Source organism: Caulobacter sp. GW821-FHT11E10 (genome assembly GCF_058808375.1).
Window position 1 is genome coordinate 243,343 of sequence record NZ_JBXARP010000010.1, and the last position, 22,698, is coordinate 266,040.

The 22,698-nt window shown below is 68.3% G+C and carries 17 protein-coding genes and 1 pseudogene; 8 read left to right on the forward strand and 10 right to left on the reverse strand.

Annotation, left to right across the window (positions count from 1 at the left end):
- Window positions 1–174: 174 nt before the first annotated feature.
- The 3 genes from AC1RRV_RS21310 to AC1RRV_RS21320 form a co-directional block, all read right to left on the reverse strand.
- Window positions 175–3,366, reverse strand: coding sequence for a S41 family peptidase (locus AC1RRV_RS21310; protein WP_492861646.1), 3,192 nt, complete (start codon window positions 3,364–3,366; stop codon window positions 175–177).
- A 182-nt stretch (window positions 3,367–3,548) separates the two neighbouring features.
- Window positions 3,549–4,664, reverse strand: a complete 1,116-nt coding sequence (locus AC1RRV_RS21315) for an NAD(P)/FAD-dependent oxidoreductase (protein WP_492861647.1) — start codon at window positions 4,662–4,664, stop codon at window positions 3,549–3,551.
- Entirely contained in the window at window positions 4,661–4,963 is a 303-nt protein-coding gene (locus AC1RRV_RS21320; protein ID WP_492861648.1) for a hypothetical protein, read from the reverse strand. The genes AC1RRV_RS21315 and AC1RRV_RS21320 overlap by 4 nt, the downstream gene beginning before the upstream one ends.
- A gap of 134 nt (window positions 4,964–5,097) precedes the next feature.
- On the opposite strand from AC1RRV_RS21320, the gene AC1RRV_RS21325 reads away from it, so the two are divergent.
- Window positions 5,098–6,297: a DUF418 domain-containing protein gene (locus tag AC1RRV_RS21325; RefSeq protein WP_492861649.1), complete on the forward strand. Its 1,200-nt coding sequence runs from the start codon at window positions 5,098–5,100 to the stop codon at window positions 6,295–6,297.
- 153 nt (window positions 6,298–6,450) lie between these two features.
- Here AC1RRV_RS21325 and AC1RRV_RS21330 read toward each other — a convergent pair whose 3' ends face one another.
- Complete coding sequence (locus AC1RRV_RS21330) at window positions 6,451–9,894, reverse strand: indolepyruvate ferredoxin oxidoreductase family protein (RefSeq protein WP_492861650.1); 3,444 nt, start codon at window positions 9,892–9,894, stop codon at window positions 6,451–6,453.
- 142 nt (window positions 9,895–10,036) lie between these two features.
- Here AC1RRV_RS21330 and AC1RRV_RS21335 point away from each other — a divergent pair, with 142 nt between their 5' ends.
- Window positions 10,037–10,534: an Lrp/AsnC family transcriptional regulator gene (locus AC1RRV_RS21335; RefSeq protein ID WP_062096149.1), complete on the forward strand. Its 498-nt coding sequence runs from the start codon at window positions 10,037–10,039 to the stop codon at window positions 10,532–10,534.
- Between the two features lie 31 nt (window positions 10,535–10,565).
- Window positions 10,566–11,801, forward strand: a complete 1,236-nt coding sequence (locus tag AC1RRV_RS21340; RefSeq protein WP_492861651.1) for an SMP-30/gluconolactonase/LRE family protein — start codon at window positions 10,566–10,568, stop codon at window positions 11,799–11,801.
- On the opposite strand, the gene AC1RRV_RS21345 is transcribed toward AC1RRV_RS21340, so the two are convergent.
- Window positions 11,791–12,252: a hypothetical protein gene (locus tag AC1RRV_RS21345; protein ID WP_492861652.1), complete on the reverse strand. Its 462-nt coding sequence runs from the start codon at window positions 12,250–12,252 to the stop codon at window positions 11,791–11,793. The two genes, AC1RRV_RS21340 and AC1RRV_RS21345, sit on opposite strands and share 11 nt — an antisense overlap.
- Before the next feature lie 122 nt (window positions 12,253–12,374).
- On the opposite strand from AC1RRV_RS21345, the gene AC1RRV_RS21350 reads away from it, so the two are divergent.
- Window positions 12,375–13,271: a pirin family protein gene (locus AC1RRV_RS21350; protein ID WP_492861653.1), complete on the forward strand. Its 897-nt coding sequence runs from the start codon at window positions 12,375–12,377 to the stop codon at window positions 13,269–13,271.
- 82 nt (window positions 13,272–13,353) lie between these two features.
- Complete coding sequence (locus AC1RRV_RS21355) at window positions 13,354–13,653, forward strand: hypothetical protein (RefSeq protein ID WP_492861654.1); 300 nt, start codon at window positions 13,354–13,356, stop codon at window positions 13,651–13,653.
- A gap of 157 nt (window positions 13,654–13,810) precedes the next feature.
- Here AC1RRV_RS21355 and AC1RRV_RS21360 read toward each other — a convergent pair whose 3' ends face one another.
- Window positions 13,811–14,956 carry an acyl-CoA dehydrogenase family protein gene (locus AC1RRV_RS21360; protein WP_492861655.1) on the reverse strand — a complete coding sequence of 382 codons (1,146 nt, stop codon included), beginning with the start codon at window positions 14,954–14,956 and terminating at the stop codon, window positions 13,811–13,813.
- Window positions 14,957–15,126: 170 nt separating this feature from the next.
- On the opposite strand from AC1RRV_RS21360, the gene AC1RRV_RS21365 reads away from it, so the two are divergent.
- Window positions 15,127–15,831, forward strand: coding sequence for a winged helix-turn-helix transcriptional regulator (locus AC1RRV_RS21365; protein ID WP_492861656.1), 705 nt, complete (start codon window positions 15,127–15,129; stop codon window positions 15,829–15,831).
- 57 nt (window positions 15,832–15,888) lie between these two features.
- Window positions 15,889–16,911, forward strand: a complete 1,023-nt coding sequence (locus AC1RRV_RS21370; protein ID WP_492861657.1) for an adenosine deaminase — start codon at window positions 15,889–15,891, stop codon at window positions 16,909–16,911.
- A 17-nt stretch (window positions 16,912–16,928) separates the two neighbouring features.
- On the opposite strand, the gene AC1RRV_RS21375 is transcribed toward AC1RRV_RS21370, so the two are convergent.
- The 3 genes from AC1RRV_RS21375 to AC1RRV_RS21385 all read right to left on the reverse strand — a co-directional run bounded on the left by AC1RRV_RS21375 (window position 16,929) and on the right by AC1RRV_RS21385 (window position 20,154).
- Entirely contained in the window at window positions 16,929–17,429 is a 501-nt protein-coding gene (locus AC1RRV_RS21375) for a DUF2199 domain-containing protein (protein ID WP_492861658.1), read from the reverse strand.
- Between the two features lie 47 nt (window positions 17,430–17,476).
- Entirely contained in the window at window positions 17,477–18,481 is a 1,005-nt protein-coding gene (locus AC1RRV_RS21380; RefSeq protein ID WP_492861659.1) for a DegT/DnrJ/EryC1/StrS family aminotransferase, read from the reverse strand.
- A gap of 119 nt (window positions 18,482–18,600) precedes the next feature.
- Window positions 18,601–20,154: a class I adenylate-forming enzyme family protein gene (locus AC1RRV_RS21385; protein ID WP_492861660.1), complete on the reverse strand. Its 1,554-nt coding sequence runs from the start codon at window positions 20,152–20,154 to the stop codon at window positions 18,601–18,603.
- Between the two features lie 8 nt (window positions 20,155–20,162).
- Between AC1RRV_RS21385 and AC1RRV_RS21390 the strand changes: the two are divergent.
- Window positions 20,163–20,321: pseudogene (locus tag AC1RRV_RS21390) on the forward strand (hypothetical protein); the annotation flags it as partial.
- Here the strand turns inward: AC1RRV_RS21390 and AC1RRV_RS21395 are convergent.
- Complete coding sequence (locus tag AC1RRV_RS21395) at window positions 20,318–22,408, reverse strand: 3-hydroxyacyl-CoA dehydrogenase NAD-binding domain-containing protein (RefSeq protein WP_492861661.1); 2,091 nt, start codon at window positions 22,406–22,408, stop codon at window positions 20,318–20,320. The pseudogene AC1RRV_RS21390 and the gene AC1RRV_RS21395 overlap by 4 nt on opposite strands.
- Between the last annotated feature and the right edge of the window lie 290 nt (window positions 22,409–22,698).

A 22,698-nucleotide genomic window follows, 5' to 3' on the forward strand; every position in this document is an offset into this window, starting at 1 on the left:
CGACCATCGTGGGGCGCGGTCACGCTGTCAACGCGGGAGCGGGGCGGTTAGATGCTCCCCTGCGGTGCGGGGGAGCTGTCGCGGAGCGACTGAGGGGGCTAGCCGGAGGTCGGCCGAGCTGGCCCCCTCCGCCCCTCTGGGCCACCTCCCCCGCATCGGGGGCGAGGATCCTGCCTACTTCCCCAGCAGCGTCTTCACCGCCGCGTCCAGTTGCGCATCCGTACCGCTCAGCGTCTCGCCCAGCGGCCGCTCGACGTCCACATCCACCGGACGTGGGTTCAGCTCCATGTTCTGGCCGCGCAGGTCCTCGATGCGGATGAACGGCAGGCGCACGGTCGAGCCGTCGATCAGCTGGCGGCCGCCGGTGAAGATGATCCAGCCGGAGGTCGGCTTGCCGACCACCTTGCCCAGGCCCAGCGAGCGGTAGCCCTCGGTGAAGTCCTCGGCGTCCGACAACGACGACTCGTTGGTCACCAGTACGGTCGGCAGGCCCAGGGCGCGCTGGCCGAGGTTCTGGCGGGACGGCACCGGGAAGCGGTCGCGCGCGGTCATCATCAGGTAGTTGCGGCGCGCGAAGACGTCGATCACGTGGCCGTTCACATAGCCGCCGTTGTTGTTGCGCACGTCGATGACCACGCCCTGCTTGCCCTGGTTCTGGGCGTCGAGGTCGATATAGAGCTGGGCCAGCGAGCCGTCCGACATGTCGGCGATGTGGACATAGCCCAGCTTGCCGCCGCTGACCCTGTCGACATAGGCGCGTCGGTCGTTGACCCACTGGCGATAGAGCAGGCCCGTGGCCGTGGTCGTCGGAACCGGCCGCACCACCGCCTCACGGGTCTTGCCGGCCGTGTCGGCGATGGTCAGGACCGTCCGCTTGTTGGCCAGGCCGCGCAGCAGGCGGTCGAGGTTCACGCCGGGGGAGATCTGCTCGCCATTGACCGCCGCCAGGGTCTCGCCCGGCTTGATCGAGCCTTCCAGCGCCGCCGGCCCCAGGGCCACGACCTCGCGGATCACCAAGCCCTTGCCGGCCTCGTAGGCGTCGCGGTCGAAACGCAGGCCAAGATTGGCCGCCCGCACGATCTGCACGGCGGGATCGACCGGCTTGCCGATGCCCGAGTGCGAGGCGTTCAGCTCCCCGATCATCAGGTTGATGTTGCGGCGTAGCTCGTCGCCGGTCCGCGCGCCGGCGATGTAGGGCGTCCACTGCTGGCGCAGCGCCTCCCAGTTCGCGCCGTGGAACTTGGGATCGTAGAAGCCCCGGTTGAGCACGCCCCAGGCCTGCTCGAACACCACGCTCTTCTCGGCGTCGAAGTCGATGTCCAGCTCGGCGGTGACGGCCACGGGTCGCGGCTTGGGCTGGTCGACCGGGGTGGTGACGATCGAGCCGCCTTCCAGGAACCAGACCTCCTTGCTGTCGGGCGAGAAGGCGATGTCGCCCTTGGGCTTGCGGGTCGAGGTCAACTGGACCGGCACCGCCGGCTCGCGGGCCAGTTCGTCCAGATTGTAGGTGTAGAAGTTGCTCTGGCCGGCCTGGCGGGCGCGGAAGACCAGGACCTTGCCGTCGGGGCTGATCAGCGGATTGGCGACGTCCATGCCCAGCGGCAGGTAGGACGCGCGCTCGCGGATGCCCTCAAACACGATGCGGACCGGCTCGACCCTTTTCTTCGGCGCGGCCGGCTTGGCGTCCGTGACCGGCTTGGGCGGCGCATCGGTCTTGGCCGGCTCGGCCTTGGAGTCCGGACCTGGCGTCGGCTTGTCAGGCGTGTCGACCGACTTGAAGAGATCGCGGAACGCGTCTTCGCGATACTTCGGGACATTGGGCAGCAGGTCGACGCGCAGGATCTTGGCGTCCTCGCTGCGCTGACCCATGTCGACCAGCATGTACTTGCCGTCCGGCGACCAGGCGACCTTGCCGACATTGCCGTTGGCCAGGAACGTCACTGGCCGCGCCGCGCCGCCGTCCAGCGAGACGACGTTGACGTTGTCGAACGCCTTGCGGTCGCTGACCGTGAAGGCCAGCCAGCGGCTGTCCGGCGACCAGGTCAGCGGCGACTCGTCGAAGCCCCCGAGCGGGCCCTGGAACAGCACCCGATCCGTCGCGACCTTGCCGGCCGGGTCGAAGGTCATCACCCGGACCTCCTTGCCGTCGCGGACATAGGCCAGGACCTTGCCGTCCGGCGACCAGACCGGAACCGTGCTACGGGCCGCACCCGTCGTCAGGGCTGTCTCCTGGTTCGTCGCGAAGTCGTAGGCGTAGAGATTGGCCGCCCGGTCGCGCTCGGAAACGTAGATCAGGCGCTTGCTGTCAGGCGACCAGACCGGGTCGCGCTCGAGGATCGGGGTGCGGCTGACACGCTGGGCCGCGCCGCCGTCCTTGGTCGAGGCCGCGAACAGCTCGCCGTGGGCGACGATCGCCAGCTTCTTGCCGTCGGGCGACAGGGCCAGGCTGTCGAAGCTGGTCTCGTTCTTGTGGGTCTCGCCCTCGGCGGCCGGCGCGCCGTGCAAGGCGATCGGAACCTTGGTCGTCTTGCCGGTGGCGGTATCCATCGACCAGACGGCGAAGTCGCGCTCGAAGACGATGGTCTTGCCGTCATAGCCGATGGTCGGCCACAGCACGCGGCCGTCGCTGAAGCGGGTGACCTGCTGCGGCTGGCCGCCCAGCGGCAGGCGCCACAGGTTCTCGGTTCCGCCCCGGTCGCTCATGTACCAGAGCGCCTTGCCGTCCGGGCTCCACATCGGCCAGGCCTGCTTGGCCCCTGACGGCAGCAGCTTCTGATAGCCCACCCCGTCGCCATTGCCTTGGAGCGGCTTCAGCCACAGCTCGGTCTCGTCGATGTGCGAGTGGCCGTTGCGCCACCACTGGGTGTTCGACAGGCCCCGGGCCATCAGGGCGATCGACCTGCCGTCCGGCGAGGGCGCGCTCTCGAATTCGTTCAGGAAGCGCTCGCGGCTGACCTCCAAGGGCGTGCCGCCGCTGGCGGCGACGCGGAAGATGTCGCCCTGGCGCGCGACGTCGTTCACGCCCGAGGTGAAGTAGACCCACTTCCCGTCCCGCGACCAGCCGTCCAGGCTCTCGGCGCTGTCGCCATAGGTCAGGCGGCGCACCTCACCGGTGGCCAGGGTCAGCAGGTAGAGATTGGCCACGCCCGAGCGGGTCGAGACGAAGGCCAGCGACTTGCCGTCGGGCGAATAGAGCGGCCGCGACTCCGTGGCCTCGTCGGTGACCAGCAGGCGCGCCTGACCGCCGGCGGCGGGCACGGTCCACAGGTCGCCGCCCGAGGCGAAGGCGATCTCACCGCCGTCCGGCGACAGGGCCGGCTCGGCGAAGGACGGCCGCGCATCGGCGGCCAGCGCGGTGGAAGACATGGACGCGCTCAACGCGACCGCCGACACGGCGCACAGCAGCGCCTTGAACCCCAGACCCATGAACGCCCCTCGTCCCAGAAACTCCGCAGGCGGAATTGCTAACACGACGTTCGGCGACCTCGAACGTGAACAATGGGTCATGGTCGCCCATTTTTCGCGTCACCCCGAAGGGCGCGCGGGGCCTATCCCAGCAGCCGCTCGGCCACGTCCTCGCCGATGGCCAGCGAGCTGGTCAGGCCGGGGCTCTCTATGCCGAACAGGGCCACCAGGCCGGTGAGGCCGTGATCGTCAGCGCCGCGCAGCTGGAAGTCGGGCTGCGGCTCGTCCGGACCATGCAGCTTCGGCCGCACCCCGGCATAGTCGGGCGTCAGCGCGCCATCCGGCAGGGCGGGCCAGAACTTGCGGATATAGGCGGCGAAGGCCTCGGCCCGGCCTGGATCGACCGAGTAGTCCGGCGTGGGCACGTACTCGAGGTCCGGCCCGAACACCGCCTGGCCGCCCAGATCGTTGCGATAGTGGGTGCCCAGCGCCCCATGAATCGGCGGCGGATAGATCAGGCGCTGGAACGGCGCCTTGCCGGTCAGGCGGAAATAGACCCCCTTGCCGTAGTGGGCCTTGGGGATGCGGTCGGCCGGATAGCCTTCGATGCGCCCGGCCACGTCCTGCGCCGACAGGCCCGGCGCGGTGACCAGCAGGCGACAGGTGAGACTGGTCGGGTCCGCGCCCCCCGCCCGCACCTTGAAGCCGCCGCCGGCGAAGGGCTCGGCGCCCTCGAAGGGCGTGGACAGCACCACCGCCCCGCCGGCCGTCTCGATCTCGCCCTGCAGGGCCAGCATGTAGTCGTGGCTGGCGAAGACGCCGCTCTCGGGCGACAGCAGGGCCGCATGGGCGTTGAGGCCGGGCTCCATCGCCCGGGCCTGTTCGCCGGTCAGCCGCTCCATGCCCTCGACGTCATTGGCCAGGGCCTGGTCCCAGATGGCGTCGAGGCGCGCGATCTCGTCGTCGCTGGTGGCCACAACCAGCTTGCCGCACTTCTTGTAGTCGACGCCGTGCAGGTCGAGGAATTCGTAGAGCCGCCGCCGCCCCAGCACGCACAGCTTGGCCTTCAGCGACCCGGTCGGATAGTAGAGCCCGCCGTGGATCACCTCGGAATTGCGCGAGGAGACGCCCTGGCCGATGTGGCCCTGCTCCTCCAGCACGGCGACAACCAGGCCGCGCTTGGCCAGGGCGTAGCCGCAGGCCAGACCGACCGCGCCCGCGCCGACGACAACGGCGTCGAAGTCGAAATCCTGGCTCACTCGTCGGCGGCCTTGGCCTGCGCCTTCAGGTTCGTCAGCATCTCGGACAGCGAGATGTTGCCGGCGACCTTTTCGTCCGGATCGACCAGATCGAAGTCCAGCTCATCCAACAGCGCTTCCAGCGCCTCGGCGCCCCCGACGATTTCGGCGGCCCGCCGATAGTTGAGTTCGGCCAACTCCGCCGCGACGCCCTCGTCGAGCGAGGCGAACTCACCGCGCTCGACCCGCGCCATCAGGTCGGCCGCGTCCTCCGCGGAAAGCTGCACCGTGACTTGATTGGCTTTGGCTGGCTTGCTCATGCCCCGAGCCTATCACGAAGCTCTCGCCACGCCAGATCGCCCAGACCGGTTGACAAGCGTCGCCGCGCCGGCAAGGTCAGACCAATGACAGCGCTAGACAGGCCAATCTGGCGCGCCATGGGGGGATCTCGACCATGACCGACGCCGTGCCGGCCGCGTCCGCGCGCAATGTGCTGCCCGATCGAAACGCTCTGATCGACACGCTGCGAGCCTTCGCCCTGATCGGCGTGTTCATGGTCCACATGTTCGAGCAGTTCGAGATCTATTGGGTCTCGCCCGGGGACAACCTGACCCACACGCTGGTCACCACCCTGATGATGGGCAAGGCGTTCTCGCTGCTGGCCCTGTGCTTCGGGCTCAGCTTTTTCATCCTGATGGACCGGGCCAACCGGCGCGGCGAGGACTTCTCAGGGCGCTTCGTCTGGCGCATGGCGTTGCTGGGCCTGATCGGCGTGCTGCACGGCCTGGTCTATCGCGGCGACATCCTGGTGGTGCTGGCCTTGATGGGCATCCCGCTGATCCCGTTCCATCGGGCGTCGACCAAGGTCTTGATCGGCGCGGCGGCGCTGTTCCTGCTGCAGCCCTGGATGTGGGTGCAGATCGCTCTCGCCGCCTCGGGCGCGGCCTTCGCCAACCAGCCGCCCAACCATTGGACCGACCCGGCCCTGGCCCTCTACCAGAGCGCCGACCTCCTCACCGTGCTGAAGACCAACCTGTTCGAAAGCCAGCTGACCAAGTGGTGGTTCTTCATCGAGACCGGGCGGCTCAGCCTGGTGCTGGGGCTGTTCCTGGTCGGACTGATCCTGGGACGCGCCGGTTTCTTCGAGACGCCCGAACGCTTCGCCAAGTCGCGCCGCATCGCCCTGGCCGTGCTCGCCGCGACGGCCCTGGCGATCTATCTGGCCAAGCCGCACCTGACCGCCCTGCTGCCCGAAACGCCCAAGCCCGGCATGGCGCGCGTCGTCGCCGGCAACCTGCTGGGCGGCTGGTTCGACCTGACCGTGATGGGGACCTATGTGCTGTTGATCGTCGAGGCCTATCTGGGCTTCGCCGGCAAGGCGCTGCGCCTGCTGGCGCCGATGGGCCGCATGACCCTGACCTTCTATGTCGCCCAGTCGCTGATCTGGGTCCCGGTGTTCTACGGGTTCGGCCTCGGCGCCTGGAAGACCCTGCCGCAAGCGACGGCGCTGTGGCTGGGGGTGGGCTTCCTGCTGCTCCAGGCGGTAGTGGCGCAGCTGTGGTTCAAGCGCTTCGCCTACGGCCCGCTGGAGTGGGCTTGGAGGGCGGCGACGTATCGGACGACGAAGGTGCCGTTCTTGAGGCGGGCGGGTTAGGTTTTCAGCGTTTCAAAACCCCCGTCATCCCGGAAGCCTCGCAGAGGCTGTCCGGGACCCAGGGGTCGGCGCACTGCGGTTGCCCCTGGGTCCCGGCTCTAAGCTACGCTTCGGCCGGGATGACGAGAAGAAAGGCGGGGGAAGCTGAGGAGATCAGCTCGCGCACCACTGCTCCCACAGCTTCGCTTCCGCCGCCTTGGCCGTCACGACCGAGGCGTCCTTCACGTGGCCGTAGCCGCGGATCTGCTGCGGGATCTCGGCGATCTTCACGGCCAGCGGCAGGCTCTCCTTGGAGAGGCCCGCGGCCAGGCGGTCGAGGGTCACCTCGTACGAGGTCATCAGGCCGCGCTCCATCTTGCGCTCCTCGGTGTGGCCGAAGATGTCCAGGGCGCCGCCGCGCAGGCCCTTCATCTTCGCCATCATCGGGAAGGCCAGGTCGAGCATCCAGCCGCCGAAGGCGATCTTCTTGGGCTTGCCGTCAGGGCCCTTGGGAGCCAGCAGCGGCGGCGACAGCCAGACCTTGGCCTTGCCGCCCTTGAAGGTCCCGGCCAGCTCGGCCGCGAAGCGACCGTCCGTGTACAGACGAGCGACCTCATACTCGTCCTTGTAGGCCATCAGCTTGTAGAGGTTGGTCGCCGCCGCGCGGGTCAGCGGCAGGGCCGAGTCGGCGCCGCTGACGGCGATTTCCGCGCTGCGCACCTTGGCGACCTTGTCCGCATAGCGCTGGGCGTAAGCGGCGTTCTGGTAGCCGGTCAGCTCAGCGGTGCGGTGGGCGATCAGCGCGTCCAGCGGCATGGTCTCGGGCGTGGCGACCTTGTCTTCCTTGACCTCGACCGAGGCCGGGTCATGGGCGACGCGGCGACCCAGCTCGAAGGCCTGCAGATTGGCCTCGGCGTCGACGCCGTTCAGCTTGATGGCGCGATAGAGGGCGCGGCTGGACAGCGGGATCACGCCGCGCTGCCAGGCGAAGCCGACCATGATCATGTTGGCGTAGATCGCGTCGCCGAAGGCGGTCTCGGCCAGGCGCTGGGCCGGGCAGGCGTCGAAGGTCTTGGTCGCGCCCTTGACCCGGCGAGCCATGGCGCCGCTGTCGAACTTCACGTCGCGGCTGGTGACGAAGTCGGCGGTGGGGGCGAAATCGTTGTTGCCGAAGGCCCGCGTGCGGTCCTTGGCGTACAGCGATAGACCTTCCGGTGAGGCTGCAACGAGAAGGTCACAAGCGATCAGCACATCGGCGCTGGCGGCCGGCACGCGGCCGCCGACGATGGTCTCCTCGGTCTCGCCGATCTTGACGTGGCTGAACACCGAGCCGCCCTTCTGGGCCAGGCCGGTCATGTCCACCACGCTGCCGGCGCGGCCGTCGATATGGGCGGCCATGGCCAGGATCGAGGCCACGGTCGTGACGCCGGTGCCGCCGACGCCCGTGAACAGGATCTTGCGCACGCCGACCAGCGGCTCGAACTCGGGCAGCGGCGTCGAGTCGGCGGTCAGGGCCGGCGGGGCCTTCTTGGACTGGGCGCTCTCGGCCCCTTCCAGGGTGATGAACGAGGGGCAGTAGCCCTCGACGCAGGTGTAGTCCTGGTTACAGCTGGACTGGTTGATCCGGCGCTTGCGGCCGAACTCGGTAGCCAGGGGCTCGACCGAGACACAGTTGGACTTCACCGAGCAGTCGCCGCAGCCTTCGCAGACCAGCGGGTTGATGAAGACGCGCTGGGTCGCCTTGGGCATCGAGCCGCGCTTGCGGCGGCGGCGCTTTTCGGTCGCGCAGGTCTGATCATAGAGCAGCACCGTCACGCCGGGCGTCTCGCGCAGCATTTCCTGCACGCGCATCAGGTCCGAGCGCGGGAAGAGCTCGACCCCGGGGGCGAGGTCGCTGACGCCCTCGTAGCGCTTCAGGTCGTCGACGACGATGACGGTCTTGGTGACGCCCTCGGCCGCCAGTTGGCGGGTGATCTGGGCGGGGGTGAAGCCGCTCTCGGCCCGCTGGCCGCCGGTCATGGCGACGGCGTCGTTGAACAGCAGCTTGTAGGTGATGTTGGCCTTGGCCGCGATCGCGCCCCGGATCGCCAGCGAGCCGGAGTGGTTGTAGGTGCCGTCGCCCAGGTTCTGGAAGACGTGCTTCTCGGCCGTGAACGGCGCCGCGCCGACCCAGGTCAGGCCCTCGCCGCCCATGTGGGTGTTGAGGTCGGTCGACGGGTCGTTGAAGCCGGCCATGTAGTGGCAGCCGATGCCGGCCAGGGCGCGCGAGCCCTCGGGCAGCTTGGTCGAGGTGTTGTGCGGGCAGCCCGAGCAGAAGAACGGCTTGCGGGCCTGGTCGGCGGCCAGGCTGACGGCGGCGACGCCGGCGGCCGAGACGCGGTTCAGATAGGCGCGGGCGCGCTCCATGTGCGGGCCGTCGGGCAGGCGGTCATAGATGGCCAGGGCGATTTCGGCGACGGACAGCGAGCCCAGCTCCGACAGCAGCGGCCCACCCTTCTCGTCGGTCTTGCCGATCACGCGCGGGCGCGCCTGGGCGGGAAGGTCATAGAGGGCGGCCCGGGCCTGGGGCTCGATCAGGGCGCGCTTGTGCTCGATGACCATCAGGGTCTCGAGACCGGCGGCGAAGGCGCGCAGGCCCAGGGGCTCCAGCGGCCAGGGCATGCCGACCTTATAGATGGAGACGCCCAGGTCGGCGGCTTCCTGCAGGGTCATGCCCATGGCCGTGAAGGCTTCCAGCACATCCTTGTAGGCCTGGCCCTGGCAGACGATGCCGAGACGGGCTTTACCCACGCGCACGTGCGAGGCGCCCAGCACCACGCGGTCGATCTGGTTGGCGCGGGCGAAGGCCAGGGCGGCTGGGAGCTTGTGGAGCCGCATGCGCCGCTCCTTCTCCATCGGCTGGTCCTTCAGCCGGATGCCCAGACCACCGGGGGGCATCGGGAAGTCGGGCAGGACCAGCTTGTGGCGGTCCAGCGAGACGTCGATCGTCACGCCCGAGTCCATGGTGTCGGCCAGGGCGATCATGCCCGTCCACAGGCCGGTGAAGCGCGACATGGCGATCCCGAGGATCCCGTAGTCCAGCACCTCCTGGACGTCGGCCGGCGACAGCACCGGCATCTCGAAGTCCTGGAAGGCGAATTCCGATTGCGACGGGAGGGTCGAGCTCTTGCAGCCGTGGTCGTCGCCGGCCACCGCCAGGACGCCGCCGGTGGGGAAGACACCGGCGAAGTTGGCGTGCTTGAAGACGTCGCCGGTGCGGTCCACGCCCGGGGCCTTGCCGTACCACATGCCGAAGACACCGTCGTACAGCGCGTTCGGGAACAGGTTGGCCTGCTGGCTGCCCCACACGGCGGTGGCGGCGAGGTCCTCGTTGAGGCCTTCCTGGAAGACCACGTCGTGCGCGGTCAGCAGTTTCTTGATGCGCGCGGCCTGCTGGTCGAGGCCGCCCAGCGGCGAGCCGCGATAGCCCGACAAATAGCCGCCAGTGTTCAACCCAGCCTTGCGGTCGAGGCGCTTGCGATCCAGCAGGACCCGAAGCAGCGCCTGCACCCCAGTGATGAATGCACGACCATCTTCGAGCACATATTTGTCGTCTAGCGTGACTTCCGAGTGCCGCATGGCAAAAATTTTCCTCCTGGGTCTTCCCGCCCGCAGCGCAATATCTTATAGAAGCGCGGAAATTGTTTGCCCAAGGCGTGCCCGACTCGTGGCCGTTTTGCGCAAAATTGGAGCGTCAACGCCCACTTGGGGGAGGAATTTCTTGTCCGAACAACTCGACGCCGTGGATGCCAAGATCCTGGATCTCATCCAACACGACGCCGGACTGTCCGTCGCCGAGATCGCCGAGCGCGTGGGCCTGTCGTCCAGCCCGTGCTGGCGCCGGATCAAGCGACTGGAGGACGCGGGCGTCATTCAACGCCGCGTGACCATTCTCGACCGCGAAAAGCTGGGCCTCGGGTTCGAGGTCTACTGCACCGTCAAGCTGTCGCTGCCGACCAAGGAAAACCTGGACACGTTCGAACAGGCGGTCGGCAAGTGGGCCGAAGTCGTCCAGTGCGCCACCGTGACCGGCGCGGCCGACTACGAGATGCGCATCGTCACCCGTGACATGCGCGCCTTCGACGAATTCCTGCGCGACAAGCTGCTGTCGCTGGGCCTGGTCTCGAACATCGAGAGCCGCATCGTCATCCGCGGCGTCAAGAACTCGACCGCCGTCCCCCTGGGCCTGATCAGCCCGTATGTCAGCCCGCTTAGCTAGCCGTCTCGCCCTGGGAGGCCTTGTCCTCCTGATGGCCGCGCCCTCCTTCGCGGAGGGGCGGCTGCCGGCGTTCTACCGCCTTCGCCGAGAGGCCAGCGCCGCCGTCCGCGCTGGCGACGCCGCCTTGGGCCTCACGCGCATGGCCGAGGCTTCAGCCCTGATGCCGGCCCATCCCGGCGTACTACTGAACCTGGCCCGCCTGACCGCGCCCCAGGACCCCGCCCGGGCCGTGGCGCTGCTCGACCGCTACGCCCGCCTTGACCTCCTTCACGATGTCGCCGCCGACAAGGCGCTCTCGACTCTGACCGCCCGGGCCGACTACGCGCCGGTCGCCGCGCGGCTGGAGGCCAATCGCAAGCCGATCGGCGCACTCGCCCCCGTCGCCACCCTGACCGGCGCGCTGCTCGCCGAGAGCGTGGCCTATGATCCCAAGCGCAAGCGGCTGCTGCTCAGCCAGGTCCACGGGCGCCGCATCGTGGCGATCGGAGCCGATGGGAAAGTCACCGACTTCACGCCGCCAGCCGACGATCTCTGGTCCGTGTTCGGCATCGTCGCCGACGCCCCGCGCCGCACGCTCTGGGCCCTGACCGCCGCCACCGACCAGACCCGCGACCTCACGCCCGAGGCCCGAGGTCCCACGGCCCTGCTGAGGATCGACCTCGACACCGGCAAGATCCTGGCTCGCCACACCGCGCCCGTCGACGGAACCAAGCGGCAGCTGGGCGACCTGACCGTCGGGCCGGACGGGACCGTCTATGCGTCCAACAGCCTGGGCGGCGAGATCTGGCGCCTGAAGCCAGGGGCGGCCGCCCTGGATCTCCTGGTCCGCTCCGAGGAGATAGGCTCGGCCCAGGGCCTGGCCTTGTCGCCGGACGGCAAGGCCCTGCTGGTCGCCGACTATCCCAGCGGCCTGCATCGCGTCGACCTTACCAGCTTGGACGTCGTCGCCGTTCAGACGCCGGACGACCTCTCGCTGATCGGCGCCGACGGGGTGCTGCGCGATGGGCGGTCGCTGATCGTCGTGCAGAACGGCGTCGCGCCCCAGCGCGTGCTGCGGCTCTGGCCGTCGGCGGACGGCCGGAAGATCGAGCGCGCCGAGACCCTGGCCGCCAACCTGCCCGAGCTGGACGAGCCCACCGGCGGCGTCATGCGCGGTCGCGACTTCGTCTTCGTCGCCCGCAGCCAATGGAGCGACTTCGGCCAGGACGGCAAGCCGCGCGGCGGGCTAGCCCCGGCGCGGATCATGGCGCTGCCAATCAAGCCCTAGGACTTAGCCGCCCGGCCGCCTTGATCGCTGCTTCTCGGAAATCGACTTGATCACCAGCAGCCCCTCCGGGTCGAGCGACTCCATGTCGCTCCAGCACCTGATCGAGAAGCGCGACGATCTCTGGCCGCTCCAGGTCCCCGGCCTCGTCCAGCACCACATGCCGGACCCGTGCGCCCTCCCCCTTCAGCAGGCCGTCCGGATCGTCCAACCCCTTGCCGTACAGGAAGAACAGCGTGACCCAGCGCGGATAGAAGGCGATCGAGACGAAGGCGTCCTTGGCCCGGTCACCATGGGCGAAGCCGACCGCCAGGGCATTGTAATTGTCGTAGACCAGCCGATGCGCGCCGGGCATCCGCGCCCGCAGACGCTCGATCGCCTCCAGCCCGCGCGCGGCGATGGCGGGCTCGTAGCGGGCGGCCATGGCGGCCAACTGCTCTTCCGGCGGGTCCATGCCCTCTCCAGTACATCTGGCTCCAGCAAAGCCCGGCCAGCAGACGCCCGGCGGGCGATTTCGACAAGACGCCTCACGCCACTCCCCGCTAAGCTCCGCGTCGCTGTTCGCCGGAGCCTCCCATGATCGACCTCGTCTTCGAAGCCCGCCGCAAGGATCTCGGAAACTTCGAGGTCGGCCGGGTGCTGCCGTTCCATGCCCATCGGATGGTCGGGCCGTTCACCTTCCTCGACCACATGGGTCCGGCCAACTTCCTGCCGGGCTTCGCCAAGAGCGCCGACGTGCGCCCGCACCCGCACATCGGCCTGTCCACCCTGAGCTACCTGTTCGAGGGCGAGATCACCCACCGCGACAGCGTCGGCTCGCTGGCGGTGATCAAGCCGCACGAGGTCAACTGGATGACCGCCGGCAGCGGCATCACCCACTCCGAGCGCTTCGAGGGCCTGCGCGAGCACGGCGGCCGCATGGACGGCATGCAGGCCTGGGTGGCCCTGCCCAAGGAGTTCGAGGAGATCGACCCCAGCTTCACGCACCACGAAGGGCCGGCCGAGCTGCCCTATTATGAGAGCGGCGGACTGAAGGCTCGGCTGATCGCCGGCGAGGCCTTCGGCGCCAAGGCCAGCGTTCCGGTCTATTCGCCGCTCTTCTATGTGCACTGGGAGCTGGAGCCGGGTACGACGGCCGCCCTGCCCGCCGAATATGCCGAGCGCGCCGCCTATATCGCCGCCGGCCGGGTCGAGGTCGACGGACGCGAGCTGGTCGAGACCCAGATGGCCGTCTTCGCCCCCGGCGACACCATCGTCTTCAAGGCCATCGAGCGCTCGACCGTCATGCTGATGGGCGGCGAGCCGATCGGCCCGCGCTTCATCGAGTGGAACTTCGTCTCTTCGTCCAAGGATCGCATCGAGCAGGCGAAATCCGACTGGAAGGCCGGCCGCATGAAGCTGCCCGACCTGGACCACGACGAGTTCATCCCCCTGCCCGAGGGTCCGCCCCCGCCAGCGCCGCCGATGTCGTAGCGCGCGCCCGCGCAACCGAAACTCTGCCTTCGAATTATCTCCTCCACACCGGCGACGAGGCCGGGTTTGGGAGGAGATGTTCATGCGTATCGTGACAATCGCGGCCGTGGCCGCTCTGGGCCTGACGGTGATGGCCTGCGAGAACAAGGCGCAGAAGGCTCAGGAAGCGACGGCCGAAAGCAACGCCGCCGCCGTCGAAAGCCAGAAGGCCGCTGACGCCGCGGCTCAAGCGGCCAACGCCTCGGCGGACGCGGCCACGGCCGGGACCGAGGCGGCCAAGGAAGCCGCGGGCGACGCGGCCGAGAAGGCCGGCGACGCCGCCGAGAAGGCTGGCGACAAGGCCAAGGATGCGGCCCACGACGCCAAGGAAGCCGCGCACTAGTTCTCGTAGGAACTCAAAAACTCGTCATCCCGGAAGCCTCGCAGAGGCTATCCGGGACCCAGGGGCCCAACGCATTGCGGCGGCCCCTGAGTCCCGGCTCTCCGCTTCGCTACGGCCGGGATGACGAGGTGTTGGCGGACTTCCGGAGCCCGGGAACCTAGCCGTCGATGTCCCAGCCCAGCGCCACCCGGCCCGTCAGCACCGCCTGCGGCTTTTCCTGCAGCGGATGGTAGCGGGCGCCCTGGACGTCACGGAAGGCGCGTTCGAGGCCGGCGTCGCGATAGAAGGCCTGGCCGCCGGCCGCCTCCATGGCCCGCTCGACCGTCTGGATCGCCGAGCGGCCGACCAGCGTGCGATAGGTCATGGCCCGGCTGGTGCTGTCGGGGCCCGGCGCTCCGGTCTCGGCCAGAGCGATCATCCGCGCCATGGCCATGTCCGCTACCTCGAAAACGTTCTCCATCTCGCCGACCAGGCTGGCGGTCAGGAGGTCGGGCGTCTTGCGCTTGATCATCGTCAGGGCCCGGGCTCGCGCGCCCTCGGCCACCCCGACATAGGCCGAATAGATGATCGGGAAGGCGATCATGCTGATGATGTGGAACAGCATGTGCCACGGCCCGGCCGGTCGCCGGCCAGAGATCGCCGCGTCGGGCACGAAAACCTCGGTCAGCTCCAGGTCGTTGGAGCCGGTGCCGCGCATGCCCAGCGTCCGCCAGGTGTCGCGGATGCTCACCCCCGGCGCCTTCAGCGACACGCCGAAGTGCAGGACGGTCGGGCCGGCGTCGGGATCATTGTAGACGGCGCTGGTCATCAACAGGTCGCCCGCTGGAGACCCGCTGGAAAACGCCTTGCGGGCGGTGATCTTGAAGCCGCCCTCGACCTTGACCGCCGTGCCGCCGCTGGCCAGCCAGTCGGAGCCGCCGCTGGACACCAGGATCAGGTCCTCGGCCACGAGGCGCTTGAGCAGGCCCTCGGTCGGCGCACCCTGGTGGCGCCAGCGCCAGGCGGCGACCGCCACCAGGTGGCTGTGCATGGCGAAGGCCAGGGCCGTGGAGCCGCAGGACGCACCCAGCCGTCGGATGACTTGGCAGATATCGGTGACGCTGGCCCCGCCGCCGCCGAACTCGACAGGGACCAGCGCCTTGAACAGGCCCTCGGCCTTCAAGAGGGCGTAGGCCTCCGTGACAAAACTGTCCTCGGCGTCGTGCTCGGCCGCGTGTTTGGCGATCTCGACGGCGATCCGATCGGCGCGCGCCAGCCAGTCGGCGGCTTCGGGCGCGGTGGTGATTTCCGGTGCGAGCAACATGTCGTAGCCTCCTGTGGGCGGACGATCAGTCGGGTCCGCGCGATACGAACCTTGTCGCGAGTGCGCACGTCCTGCCTAGTTCAGCAACTGAACCGCCCCCGGTACAGGAACTGAACTAGCGGGCGGCTGGTCTCCACTCTACACGCCGACAGGTTTGCCAAGGAGGGCGAATGGCGCAAGGCAGCTACAGGCAGTTCTGTCCGGTCGCGATGGCGGCCGAGATTCTGAGCACGCGGTGGACCGTGGTGCTGTTGCGCGAGCTGGTCGCCGGCTCGACGCGGTTCAACGACCTGCGACGCGGCGTGCCGCGCATGTCGCCCGCCCTGCTGTCCCAGCGCCTGAAAGACCTGGAGAGCGCCGGCATCGTGCGCCGCGAGGCCCTGGCCGGCGACCCCAACGTCTTCGAATACCGGCTGACCAAGGCCGGCCAAGACCTGGAAGGCCTGGTCGACGCGTTCGGACAGTGGGGCCAGCGCTGGGTCAGCACGGAGCTGTCGCTGCAGCAGTTGGACGCCTCGCTGCTGATGTGGGACATGCGCCGAGGCCTGGATCCGCGCCCGATGTCGCGCGCCAAGAGCGTGATCCATTTCCGCTATCCCGAGCAGGCGCCGGTCAACCGGTGCTGGTGGCTGGTGGTCGAGCCCGAGGACAAGGTCGATCTGTGCTCGGTCGATCCCGGCTTCGACGTCGACCTCTATGTCTCGACCGACCTGCGGACCATGACCGCCATCTGGATGGGCCACGACACCGTGCGCCAGGCGCTGGACCAGGAGCGCATGCTGCTGACCGGCGACCGCGTGCTGGCCTCCGACATGCAGGCCTGGCTGGGCCTCAGCCCCTTCGCCAAGACGGCGAGCATGGTGGGGGCGGGTTAGGCGCTTCTCGCCATCCCGCCCTTGACCTGCGCCCGGCCCGGTCCGATCACTCCTCTCATGACCGACACCACCGCCTTCGCCCAATTCGTTCGCGGCCTGCCCAAGGCCGAGCTGCACATGCACATCGAGGGCAGCCTCGAGCCCGAGCTGATGTTCGCGCTGGCCAAGCGCAACGGGATCACCCTGCCCTACGGCTCGGTCGACGAGATCCGGGCGGCCTATGACTTCTCGAACCTGCAGGACTTCCTGGACATCTATTACCAGGGCGCGGGGGTGCTGATCACCGAGGAGGACTTCAAGGACCTGGCGCTGGCCTATTTCACGCGCCTGGCCGCCGATGGCGGGACCCACGCCGAGATCTTCTTCGATCCCCAGACCCATACCGATCGCGGGATCGCCTTCGACACGGTGATGAAGGGCCTGCTGGCCGGCATGGGCGAGGCGGAGAAGACCCTGGGCGTGACGTCCAAGCTGATCCTCTGCTTCCTGCGCCACCTGGACGAGGAGAGCGCCTTCGCCACCCTGGAGCAGGCCAAGCCCTGGCTGGGTTCGCTGGCTGGCGTCGGTCTCGACAGCTCGGAAGTCGGCCACCCGCCGGCCAAGTTCGCCCGCGTCATGCAGGCGGCCCGCGACCTCGGACTCAAGGTCGTGGCCCACGCCGGTGAAGAAGGCCCGCCGGCCTATGTCTGGGAAGCCATCGATCTGGTGAAGGTCGACCGCATCGACCACGGCAACCGGGCGCTGGAGGACGAGGCCCTGACGGCGCGCCTGGTCAAGGACGGCACGACCCTGACGGTCTGCCCGCTGTCGAACCTGAAGCTGTGCGGCGTGCCCAGCCTGGACGTCCATCCGCTGAAGAAGATGCTGCAGCTGGGCCTGAAGGCGACGGTGAACTCCGACGACCCGGCCTATTTCGGCGGCTATCTGCTGGAGAACTATATGGCGACGGCCGGTGCGGTCGGGCTGACCCGCGAGGATATCGTGACCCTGGCCAAGAACAGCTTCACCGGCTCGTTCCTGAGTGAAGCCGAAAAAGCCGAGCGGGTGGCGGGGGTCGAGGCCTACGCGGCGGTGAACTGAACCTGGGAGCGGGAGCCTTAAGCCCCGCAGACTTCCAGGATCTCGTGATGCCGCGCGGCGTCGACGCCATCGCGTTGCTCCTGCGCCAGCCGGCTCTTGTCGCCTTCCGACAGGCTCAGGGTCGGCCGCTCGTCCGGGGTCTGGAACTGGATCAGCATGCGAGTGCCCAGCGTCGTTCCGGGATAGGGCGCGAGCCGATTGGCCAGTTTCGCCGGGTGCGGAGGCTCGTCGCGCCCGTCCGCGTCATAGAGTTCGAGATAGCGCTCGAACACATCGGCCCCGACCTCGGCCCAGGCGCCCCAACCAAAGTAATCGTCCGTCCCCTTCAGCGGCACGGGCAAGATGCAGCGGATGAAGAAGCGGTCGCCCCACTGGCAAAGATCGTCGTCGTAGCGGGCCTGAGCGTCGCGCTCTTCCTCGGGGATCGCCCAGACCTCGTCGGGCAGGGCGAAGCCCCAGTCGATGGACAGGTCTTCGTGCTCCTGGCCGCAGGTCGCGCAGTGAAACTTCTCGGCCATCGTCACCCTCGGAACGCTTGGCCGAATGACTAGGCCATCACGAGGCCTTAGGCCACCGCGTCCCGCAAGGCGTCACACAGCCGGTCCAGCCCTTCGATATCCAGGTTCGGATCCAGAGTGACCACCACGGTCGAGGCCGCCAGGTGGTCGGCGATCGGAGTGTCGTCGGTCGCCAGCGCATGGTCGCGGACCGCGCAGCTGGCCGCAACGCCCGCCGCTTGAAGCTTCCAGGCCACGGCCCCGGCGTCGTCGGTCGGCAGGCTGAGGGCGCAGGTCGGCGAGATCCAGCTCATGCCCCAGCCCGGCTGGAAGCCGACGCCGCTGTCCAGCAGCAGGACGCGCAATTGCTGGGCCGTGCCGCACAGGCGCTGGCGCAGGCCCGGCCAGGTGGAAAGGCCGTCCTCGCCCGCGAACGGCGCGGCTTGAATGGCGTCGATGGTCGCGGTGTCCTCGCAGGCGACGAACACGCCCGCCCCGGCGGGAAGGCCCACCAAGACAGGAACAGGCGCCTCGATCACCACGTCGAAGGCGCCGGCGGCGTCGACCAGGATCGGCAGGCCGGTCTCGGCGCGGAAGGCGGCCCAGGCCCGCATGTCGGGTGCGCGGCCATGGGCGGCGGCGGGAACGATGGCTTCCAGCACACCGGGCGCTTCGGGCAGGCGCTCGCGCAGGTGGTCGGTGTCGAACATGGCGCTGAACGGGTCGACATCGACCAGCCAGGCCTTCAGACCCGCGGCGGCGACGCCGGCCAGGGTCTCGGGATCGGCCAGGGCCGAGACGACGCAGACGCCGCCGGCGCGCACGCCGAGGGCGATGAGGGCGGCGGCCGTGGCCTCGACGCGATCAGCGAAGGCGCGGGCCGCGACCGGGCGGGCGAAGCGAGCGGCCAGGCGCTGTTCGAGATCGGAAGCATGACCGGCCGCGCCCAGCGCCTTGGCCACGGCGTCGAAATCGATCGGAACGCCATTGGTCTTGGAACCCCCGACTTGGGAACGGAGTCGGACCTGGGCCTCGGGGGCGGTCATCGGAGCGGCGACGGGCTTCGTACGCATGCTTGTAAAACACTATCCACGGCGAACCGGGCGACCCACGGGCCGCACCATATGGTTAAGCGACCGTATCCAGCGATTCCGCCTCGCCTAATGTGGCGCGCGGTCGCGGCAAAAAACGTCTAGCGGCTAGGCGAATTCTGCCAGGAGTCCCTCAGTTCGCGCTTCAGGACCTTGCCGATATGGCTGCGCGGCAGGCTGTCGACGACACGAACATCCGCCAGCCGCTGGGTCTTGCCGACCTGGCCGTTGACGAAGGTCTTGATCGCTTCCGGATCGGCGCTCTGCCCCGGCTTCAGGGCGATGAAGGCCACCGGCGTCTCGCCCCAGGCGTCGGAGGGCACGCCCACCACCGCCGCCTCGAGTACGGCCGGATGGGTGACCAGCACCGCTTCCAGGTCGGACGGATAGATGTTGAAGCCGCCGCTGATGATCATGTCCTTCTTGCGATCCATCAGCGTCAGGAACCCCTCCTCGTCGAAGCGGCCCACATCACCGGTGCGGATGAAGCTCCAGCCCTCGGGCGAGATCCAGGTCGCCTCGGCGGTCTTGTCGGGGCGGCCGTGATAGCCGTTCATCATCCCGCCCGAGCGGCCCACGATCTCGCCGACCACGCCGGGACCGACCTGGACGCCGTCCTCGTCGATCAGCCGGATGTCGTGGCCGGGGGCCGGACGGCCGACCGTGTGCAGCTTGTCAGGATGCTCGTGGGCCATGAGGATGCAGGTGCCGCCACCCTCGGTCATGCCGAAATATTCGACCAGGCCGCCGGGCCAGCGCTTCAGCACGTCGGCCTTCAGCTCGGCCGCGAACGGGGCGCTGGTGCAGAACTTCATGTGGGTGCTCGACAGGTCGAAGCTGTCGAAGTCAGGCCGCTCCATCAGGCGGCGGTACTGCACCGGCACCAGCATGGTGTGGGTCATGCGGTGCTTCTGGGCCAGCTCCAGATAGCGGCCGGCGTCGAACTTCCTCATCAGCACGACGGTCCCGCCGCCGGCCAGGGTGGGGAAGAAGACGACCAGGGTGGTGTTGGAATAGAGCGGAGTCGACAGCACGGTCACGGCCGTGGGCCCATAGCCCACCGCATCGCCCCGGAAGACATGCTTCCAGCGCATGCCATGCGACTGAACGATGCCCTTGGGCGTGCCGGTCGTGCCGCTGGAATAGATGATGTTGAAGGGCGCCTCGGGACCGATCTCGACCGGCGCGGGCTGGGCGCCTTCGGGCGCCAGCCAGGCGTCGAAGGCTTCGCCAGCCGAAGAACCGTCCAGGGCGATCTGGCGCACCGGAACCGGCGCGGGCGCCTGGGCCTCGGCCACCCCCGCGTCGAGGAAGAACAGCTTGGCGCCGCAGTCGGCGACCATGCCGTCGATCGAATCCGGCGTGGAGGACGGCGCGATCGGGGCCACGGCGACGCCGGCTCGCAGGCCGCCCAGGAACACCGCCGCATAGGGGATCGACGACAGGGCGCAGACGGCGACGGCCTCGCCGGGGTTCACGCCATCGCGCTGCAAGGCGGCGGCGACGCGGTCGACCAGGACGTCGAACTGTTCGTAGGTGACGGCCTCGCCGGTCTCCATGATCACGGCCGGATGGCTGGGAGCCTCCCGCGCGCGCTCGCGAAGGATGTCGCCCATCACGCCGTAGTCGGCGGACATCATGGCGGCGATGCTCATGTCATAAATTCCTACGCAAAAATCCGTGTCATCCCGGCCGAAGCGGAGCGTAGAGCCGGGACCCAGGAGTGGCGCGCACGGCGCTTTGTCACTTCCTGGGTCCCGGATCGACCCTGCGGGCCGTCCGGGATGACACGCCTATTAGAAACCTAGAGGGATCGCCCTAAGCGTCCTTGAACCCCTTGCCCTCGGCCACCAGGCGCTCCAGCAACGCCGACGGCTTGAAGTCGTCGCCGTGGGCGGCGTGGAACTCCTTCATCTTGGCCAGGATCTTGTCGAGGCCGACGAGCTCGCCCCAGAACATCGGGCCGCCGCGATAGACCGGCCAGCCGTAGCCGTTGATCCAGACGATATCGATGTCGGACGCCCGGATGGCCTTGCCCTCTTCCAGGATCTTCGCGCCCTCGTTGACCATTGGATAGAGGCAGCGCTCCAGGATCTCCTGGTCGCTGATCTCGCGGCGCTGGATCTGGCGCTTCTCGGCGAAGTCGCGGATCACGCCCTCGACCTCGGCCGACGGCCTGGCGTTGCGGTTCTCGTCGTAGTCGTAGAAGCCCTTGCCGTTCTTCTGGCCGCGACGGTCCATCTCGCAGAGCACTTCGCGCACGGTCGAGGACGAGGTCTTGGCCGGGTCCCAGCCGATATCGAGGCCGGCCAGGTCGCTCATCGCGAACGGACCCATGGGCAGGCCGAAATCGTAGAGCACGCGGTCGACGTCCCAGGGCATGGCGCCTTCCAGGATCAGCTTCTGGGCCTCGCGCTGGCGCTGGGCCAGCATGCGGTTGCCGACGAAGCCGTGGCAGTTGCCGACCAGCACCGCGACCTTGCCGATCTTCTTGCCGATCTGCATCGAGGTGGCGATCACCGACTTATCGGTCTTGGCGCCGCGCACGATCTCCAAGAGGCGCATGACATTGGCCGGCGAGAAGAAGTGCAGGCCGATCACGCTCTCCGGCCGCGAGGTCGAGGCGGCGATCACGTCGATGTCCAGGTACGAGGTGTTCGAGGCCAGGATCGCGCCGGGCTTGGCGATCTTGTCCAGCTTGCCGAACACTTCCTTCTTGATCTCCATCAGCTCGAACACGGCCTCGATGATCAGGTCGCAGTCGGCCAGGTCCTCGAGGTTCATCGAGGGGGTCAAAAGGCCCATGCGCTTTTCGACGTCGTCCTGGGTCAGGCGGCCCTTCTTGGCGGTGTTCTCGTAGTTCTTGCGGATGACGCCGACGCCGCGCTCCAGGTTCTCGGGCTTGGCCTCGATGATCGTCACCGGGATGCCGGCGTTGAGGAAGTTCATCGAGATGCCGCCGCCCATGGTGCCGGCCCCGATGACGCCGACCTTCTTGACGGGGATCGTGGGGGTGTCGTCCGGCACGTCCGGGATCTTGGCGGCCTGGCGCTCGGCGAAGAACACATAGCGCTGGGCAGCCGACTGCGTGCCGGTCATCAGTTCCATGAACAGGCGGCGCTCTTCCTTCAGCCCCTCCTCGAAGGGCAGGTTCACCGCCGCCTCGATGCACTTGATGTTGTTCTCCGGGGCCATGAAGCCGCGGAACTTCTTGGCGTTGGCCTTGCGGAAGTCGGCGAAGATTTCGGGCTTGCCGCGCGCGGCCTCGACCTTGTCGTTCAACTCGCGGACCTTATTCAGCGGTCGGTCCTCGGCCAGCACCACGCGGGCGAAGGCGATGGCTCCGTCGCGCAAGGCGCCCTCCTCGACGATCGAGTCAAACAGACCCATCGCAAGAGCCGCTTTCGCCGGCACATGCTGGCCGCTGGTCACCATCTCCAGCGCCTTCTCGACGCCGACGATGCGCGGCAGGCGCTGGGTGCCGCCGGCGCCGGGCAGAAGGCCAATGTTCACTTCGGGCAGGCCCGCCTTCGCGGAGGGCACGGCCACGCGGTAGTGGGCGACCAGGGCCACTTCCAGGCCGCCGCCCAGCACGGTGCCGTGGATCGCCGCGATCACCGGCTTGGGCGAATTCTCGATGACGTTCTGGACGTCCTGCAGCGACGGGCCGGTCATGGCCTTGCCGAACTCGGTGATGTCGGCGCCGGCGATGAAGGTCTTGCCCTCGCAGATCAGCACGATCGCCTGGACGATCGGATCTGCGATGGCCGCGTCGAACGCGCCCTTCAGCCCCTCTCGGACGGCGGCCGACAGCGCGTTGACTGGCGGCGAGTTCAGCGTGACGACGCCGATGTCGCCTTCGACGGAAAGATCGGTGACGGCGTTGATCGCGGCCATGGCGGTTTCCACCCTGTTTTTGGTTTTGAGTTCTGGTTTGAACGGTTGTTTGAAGCCTGCACGCTCCGGCGAAGATGTCCAGACCTCCGTGACGGCGCCCCATTCGCGGGCGGTCCCCCGTTGACGACCCCTGGTGCATACTCCAAATTCGAAAACACAAGTTCGGCCGAGATCATCCTGGGGCGGATGTGGCGTTGGGGGGCTGACCGACGCCGCATTCGTCTGAAATCCAGAGAGAATGATCCACGCCGGGGAGGACGCTCGTGGGGAGTCATAGGCTTTGGACGCGACTTGCACGCGTC

Bases quoted from the DNA above. Each gene is read 5' to 3' on its own strand.
- AC1RRV_RS21310 (WP_492861646.1), bottom strand. From the start codon at position 3,366: ATGTCTTCCACCGCGCTGGCCGCCGATGCGCGGCCGTCCTTCGCCGAG.
- AC1RRV_RS21320 (WP_492861648.1), bottom strand. From the start codon at position 4,963: ATGAGCAAGCCAGCCAAAGCCAATCAAGTCACGGTGCAGCTTTCCGCG.
- AC1RRV_RS21325 (WP_492861649.1), top strand. From the start codon at position 5,098: ATGACCGACGCCGTGCCGGCCGCGTCCGCGCGCAATGTGCTGCCCGAT.
- AC1RRV_RS21330 (WP_492861650.1), bottom strand. From the start codon at position 9,894: ATGCGGCACTCGGAAGTCACGCTAGACGACAAATATGTGCTCGAAGAT.
- AC1RRV_RS21340 (WP_492861651.1), top strand. From the start codon at position 10,566: ATGGCCGCGCCCTCCTTCGCGGAGGGGCGGCTGCCGGCGTTCTACCGC.
- AC1RRV_RS21345 (WP_492861652.1), bottom strand. From the start codon at position 12,252: ATGGACCCGCCGGAAGAGCAGTTGGCCGCCATGGCCGCCCGCTACGAG.
- AC1RRV_RS21350 (WP_492861653.1), top strand. From the start codon at position 12,375: ATGATCGACCTCGTCTTCGAAGCCCGCCGCAAGGATCTCGGAAACTTC.
- AC1RRV_RS21355 (WP_492861654.1), top strand. From the start codon at position 13,354: ATGCGTATCGTGACAATCGCGGCCGTGGCCGCTCTGGGCCTGACGGTG.
- AC1RRV_RS21360 (WP_492861655.1), bottom strand. From the start codon at position 14,956: ATGTTGCTCGCACCGGAAATCACCACCGCGCCCGAAGCCGCCGACTGG.
- AC1RRV_RS21365 (WP_492861656.1), top strand. From the start codon at position 15,127: ATGGCGCAAGGCAGCTACAGGCAGTTCTGTCCGGTCGCGATGGCGGCC.
- AC1RRV_RS21370 (WP_492861657.1), top strand. From the start codon at position 15,889: ATGACCGACACCACCGCCTTCGCCCAATTCGTTCGCGGCCTGCCCAAG.
- AC1RRV_RS21375 (WP_492861658.1), bottom strand. From the start codon at position 17,429: ATGGCCGAGAAGTTTCACTGCGCGACCTGCGGCCAGGAGCACGAAGAC.
- AC1RRV_RS21380 (WP_492861659.1), bottom strand. From the start codon at position 18,481: ATGCGTACGAAGCCCGTCGCCGCTCCGATGACCGCCCCCGAGGCCCAG.
- AC1RRV_RS21385 (WP_492861660.1), bottom strand. From the start codon at position 20,154: ATGAGCATCGCCGCCATGATGTCCGCCGACTACGGCGTGATGGGCGAC.